This window comes from Bacteroides cellulosilyticus DSM 14838 (assembly GCF_000158035.1).
Classification (GTDB): domain Bacteria; phylum Bacteroidota; class Bacteroidia; order Bacteroidales; family Bacteroidaceae; genus Bacteroides; species Bacteroides cellulosilyticus.
Map to the genome: position 1 here is coordinate 202,463 of NZ_EQ973488.1, position 4,645 is coordinate 207,107.

Annotated in this window: 5 protein-coding genes; all 5 read left to right on the forward strand. The window is 43.5% G+C overall.

Annotated features, from left to right (window positions below; translation table 11 throughout):
- Nucleotides 1–873 (forward strand): MFS transporter (locus tag BACCELL_RS02215; protein WP_007209878.1); only part of this gene is annotated, 873 nt, incomplete at its 5' end.
- A gap of 41 nt (nt 874–914) precedes the next feature.
- Nucleotides 915–1,457, forward strand: coding sequence for a flavodoxin family protein (locus tag BACCELL_RS02220; protein WP_044153180.1), 543 nt, complete (start codon nt 915–917; stop codon nt 1,455–1,457).
- Between the two features lie 27 nt (nt 1,458–1,484).
- On the forward strand, nt 1,485–2,660 hold the full coding sequence (locus tag BACCELL_RS02225; protein WP_007209880.1) for an iron-containing alcohol dehydrogenase: 1,176 nt from the start codon (nt 1,485–1,487) through the stop codon (nt 2,658–2,660).
- A gap of 241 nt (nt 2,661–2,901) precedes the next feature.
- On the forward strand, nt 2,902–3,765 hold the full coding sequence (locus BACCELL_RS02230) for a DUF3737 family protein (protein WP_007209881.1): 864 nt from the start codon (nt 2,902–2,904) through the stop codon (nt 3,763–3,765).
- A gap of 6 nt (nt 3,766–3,771) precedes the next feature.
- Nucleotides 3,772–4,645, forward strand: an 874-nt coding sequence (locus tag BACCELL_RS02235) for a MalY/PatB family protein (protein WP_007209882.1), incomplete at its 3' end; no start/stop codon positions are given.

Genomic DNA, 4,645 nt, shown 5'->3' on the forward strand with positions numbered 1-4,645 from the left:
CTTCCGGCATTCCTTCATCCGGTATATGTATCCATGGCTTTCACGGTAGCGGCAGCATCTGTCAGTAAGGAGAAGGCACCAAAGGCGGTAGCAAAGGTATTCATCGGCGTATCAGCTGGTATGGTGCTGGGAGTGCCGGTGACAAGCTACATTGCAAGTGAAGTTTCATATTCAATGGGCATGTTATTCTTCACCGTTGTAAATGCATTGGTACTGGTTGCAACCATCCTGTTTGTACCTTCCATGCCGGTCAAAGAGAAACTGTCCTACGGTACACAACTCAGTGTATTAAAAAAGAAAGTAGTCTGGTACTCCATTCTTGCTATCACGCTGATTAACGGAGCCTTATTCGGATTCTTCAGCTATATGTCTGATTACTTGAAGACAATCACCGGGGTTTCGTACACCGTAATCAGTACAATGCTACTGATTTATGGAATGGCCAATATTATAGGAAATGTAATAGCCGGAAAGCAACTGGCGGTCAATCCGGTACGTAGTATGATAATGATTCCTTTGGCACTACTGGCCTTTTATATAGGAGTATTCGCTTTGGGGGAATGGCTTATGGCAATGGCAGTTATCATTCTGATCCTGGGAATTCTGGCGGGATACGGACAGAACACCATGCAATATATGATAACGCATGCCGCTCCCGAAGCACCGGATTTTGCCAACGGACTGTATTTGTTGTCTGCCAATCTCGGTACTACAGTAGGTGCAGCCGTCTGCGGATTGTTTATCACCTTCTTCAATACGCGTTATTCCGTCATCGGCTCTTTGGTATTCCTTGTTGCAAGCATTGTATTCGTCGTATTAAGAATACGTGCTACACAATCCGAAAGACAAATCAGAATGGAAATGACTGCATAAGAAATAAGAAGTGGTTTTAACTTTATAATATAAAAATGATTATGACTAAGAAAATATTGATTTTATCATCCAGCCCTCGTCGTGGCGGAAACTCCGACACCCTTTGCAACGAATTTATGCGAGGAGCAATTGAAAGTGGTAACGAAGCAGAAAAGGTTTTCCTGCGTGACAAGACAATCCATTATTGCACAGGATGCAGCACATGTAGTCTGCACGGAAAACCTTGCCCGCAAAAAGACGATGCGGCAGAGATTATAGAGAAGATGGTGGCAGCCGATGTAATAGTTATGGCTACACCCGTTTATTTCTACACGATGAGTGCACAGATGAAAACATTGATAGACCGTTGCTGTGGTCTCTATACGGAAATGAAGAATAAGGAATTTTATTTCATTGTCACCGCTGCCGAAGATGATCGGAAACTGATGGAACGTACCGTGGACACTTTCCAGGGATTTCTGGATTGCCTGGAAAATCCAACCATCAAAGGAGTTGTGTATGGAACCGGAGTTTGGCATGTGGGCGAAATAAAAGATAAACCAGCCCTACGGGAAGCTTATGAAATGGGAAAAGAAATAGAATAATTTATAGGATTTAAAAAAAGAAGAATAATGAGTCATTTTAGAATTTACATTCCTACCCGCACCTTGTTTGGTGCCGGTATGGTGAAGGAACTTCACAATCAGCAATTGCCCGGAAAGAAAGCAATGATTGTTATTTCAAACGGTCGCTCTACCAAGGATAACGGATATCTGAATACAGTAGAAAGCGAGCTCCAGCAAGCAGGTGTTGAAACTGCCGTATTTGACCAGGTAGAAGCCAATCCGTTAAAATCGACCGTAATGGCAGGAGCCGCTTTTGCCAAGGAAAACAATTGCGACTTTTTAGTTGCCCTGGGTGGTGGAAGCGTAATGGACGCCTCCAAAGCGATGGCATTCATGGCCACGAATCCCGGCGATGTATGGGATTACATCAGTGGCGGAACCGGAAAAGGACAAACGATGGTAAACAAGCCCCTACCCCTGGTTTGCATTACCACCACTGCCGGAACAGGTTCCGAAGCCGATCAATGGGGCGTTATCACCAATGATGAAACCAATGAGAAAATAGGCTTTGGCGGTTATGATGAACTCTTCCCGGTACTGTCTATTGTCGATCCGGAGTTGATGAAATCTGTTCCGCCTAAGTTCACGGCCTATCAGGGATTTGATGCGTTGTTCCACTCTACAGAATGTTATATCTCTAAAACTGCCAGTCTGATGAGCGATATGTACGCATTGACCGCTATTGAAAATGTAGCTAAATATCTACCGCGTGCAGTTGCCAACGGAGCTGATATGGAGGCTCGTGAGAGAGTCGCATTCGCCAATAATCTGTCCGGTGCAGTAATGACCTTTTGCAGCACTACTGCCGAACACTCTTTGGAACACGCTATGAGCGCTTACCATCAGGAACTGCCACATGGTGCCGGATTGATTATGATCTCCAAAGCATTCTATGAATTCTTTATAGAGAAGCATGCCTGTGATGAACGATTCATCAAAATGGCACAAGCAATGGGTATGCCGGAAGCTGACAAACCGGAAGACTTTATCACCATGCTGGTAAAACTACAGGAAGCTTGTGGAGTGGCAAACCTGAAGATGAGTGATTATGGATTTACGCCCGATGAATTTGATACCCTTGCCACCAATGCCAAGGAAACAATGGGCGGATTATTCCTTGCCAACCCTTACGAATTGAAGCACGAAGACTGCGTGGAAATTTACCGCAAATCGTTTCGTTAATTCATAAACCCAGTTATTGTACGAGGCTGCATCCGAGTCAATTTCATGTTCTGAACGATAATGAGAAACATGAATTTATCTTCCGATGCAGCCTCTTTTGTACCCGATAAACAGAATCTGTAATCCGGGTTATTATGTCCGTAATCCGTCTACAAGGAGTATCCCATTTCCGCCGTATTTTTGCAATATAGAAAAAAGGTAATCAATCATTTAATAAACAACAAACAAAAAAACTTGAATAATGGAACTAATTAAAGACACTCATTACGAAGGTGAACGCCCTTTGTTCGCCACTCACAATCTTCATCTGGAAAACGTAACGATCCATACCGGCGAATCTGCCCTGAAAGAATGTAGTAATATCGAAGCTGTAAATTGCCGTTTCGAAGGAAAATATCCTTTCTGGCATAACGATGGTTTCGTTGTGAAAAACTGCCTGTTTACGGAAGGAGCACGTGCCGCCCTCTGGTATTCCAATAATTTGCAAATGACAGACACTTTGGTAGAAGCACCGAAGATGTTCCGTGAAATGGATGGTATCCGACTGGAAAACGTACAACTGCCCTATGCACTGGAAACCCTCTGGTTTTGCCGGAATGTAGAGTTGAAGAATGTAAAAGTAGACAAAGGTGATTATCTGTTTGTACACGGTGAAAATATCAGGATTGATGACTTTGAGATGAATGGTAACTACTCTTTCCAATACTGCAAAAACGTAGAAATCCGTAATGCGGTAATCAATTCAAAGGATGCTTTCTGGAATACGGAAAACGTGACGGTTTACGACTCTGTATTGAACGGGGAATATTTAGGCTGGCATTCCAGAAATCTGCGTCTGGTGAACTGCAAGATTTCAGGTACACAGCCGCTTTGCTATGCCCACGATCTGATTATGGAAAACTGCACGATGACAGAAGATGCAGACCTCGCTTTTGAATATAGTAGTGTGCAGGCCACTATCCATAGTCCGGTTCACAGTGTAAAAAATCCACGTACAGGAAGTATCACTGCCGAAAGTTTCGGAGCTATAATCCTGGATGAGAATATAAAAGCACCGGGCAACTGTGAATTGAAATTATGGGACGACCAAACCTGTTTTGACTGATTAGGTATGAAATACAATTTTGACGAAATCATTCCACGCCGGGGTACGAACTCTTATAAATGGGATTCTGCCAATGATGCCGACATATTGCCAATGTGGGTAGCCGATATGGATTTCCGTACAGCCCCAGCTGTAACAGAAGCGCTGAAAAAGCGAGTAGAACATGGTATCTTCGGTTATGTCCGCGTGCCTGACAGCTATTATCATGCGGTAATCCACTGGTTCGGCAGACGTCATAATTGGAAAATAGAGAGAGAATGGATAATCTATACAACTGGAGTAGTACCGGCTTTGTCAGCCGTCATAAAAGCCCTGACGAATCCTGGTGATAGAGTTCTGGTGCAGACTCCGGTGTATAATTGCTTCTTTTCTTCCATCCGTAATAATGGTTGCGAAATGATTTCCAATCCATTGATCTATGAGGATAACACCTATCGGATTGATTTTGACGATCTGGAGAAGAAAGCGGCAGATCCTAAAGTAAAATTACTGTTGTTGTGTAATCCGCACAATCCGGCCGGAAGAGTCTGGAGCAAACAGGAATTAATACGTATTGGTGAGATTTGCCTCCAGAATGATGTATGGGTGGTATCAGATGAAATACATTGTGAACTGGTCTTTCCGGGACATACTTATACACCTTTTGCATCTCTTTCAAAAGAGTTCCGGATGCACTCCGTCACTTGCACATCACCCAGCAAAGCTTTTAACCTGGCCGGACTTCAGATTGCAAACATCATTTCCGCTGATGCAGATATACGCAGAAAAATAGATAAAGCCATTAATATCAACGAGGTTTGTGATGTGAACCCATTCGGTGTGGAGGCATTGATAGCCGCCTATAATGAAGGGGAAGAATGGCTGGAAGAACTTAAAAGTT

Excerpts from the sequence above, each read along its gene's own strand:
- BACCELL_RS02220 (WP_044153180.1), top strand. The coding sequence starts at position 915 with ATGACTAAGAAAATATTGATTTTATCATCCAGCCCTCGTCGTGGCGGA.
- BACCELL_RS02225 (WP_007209880.1), top strand. The coding sequence starts at position 1,485 with ATGAGTCATTTTAGAATTTACATTCCTACCCGCACCTTGTTTGGTGCC.
- BACCELL_RS02230 (WP_007209881.1), top strand. The coding sequence starts at position 2,902 with ATGGAACTAATTAAAGACACTCATTACGAAGGTGAACGCCCTTTGTTC.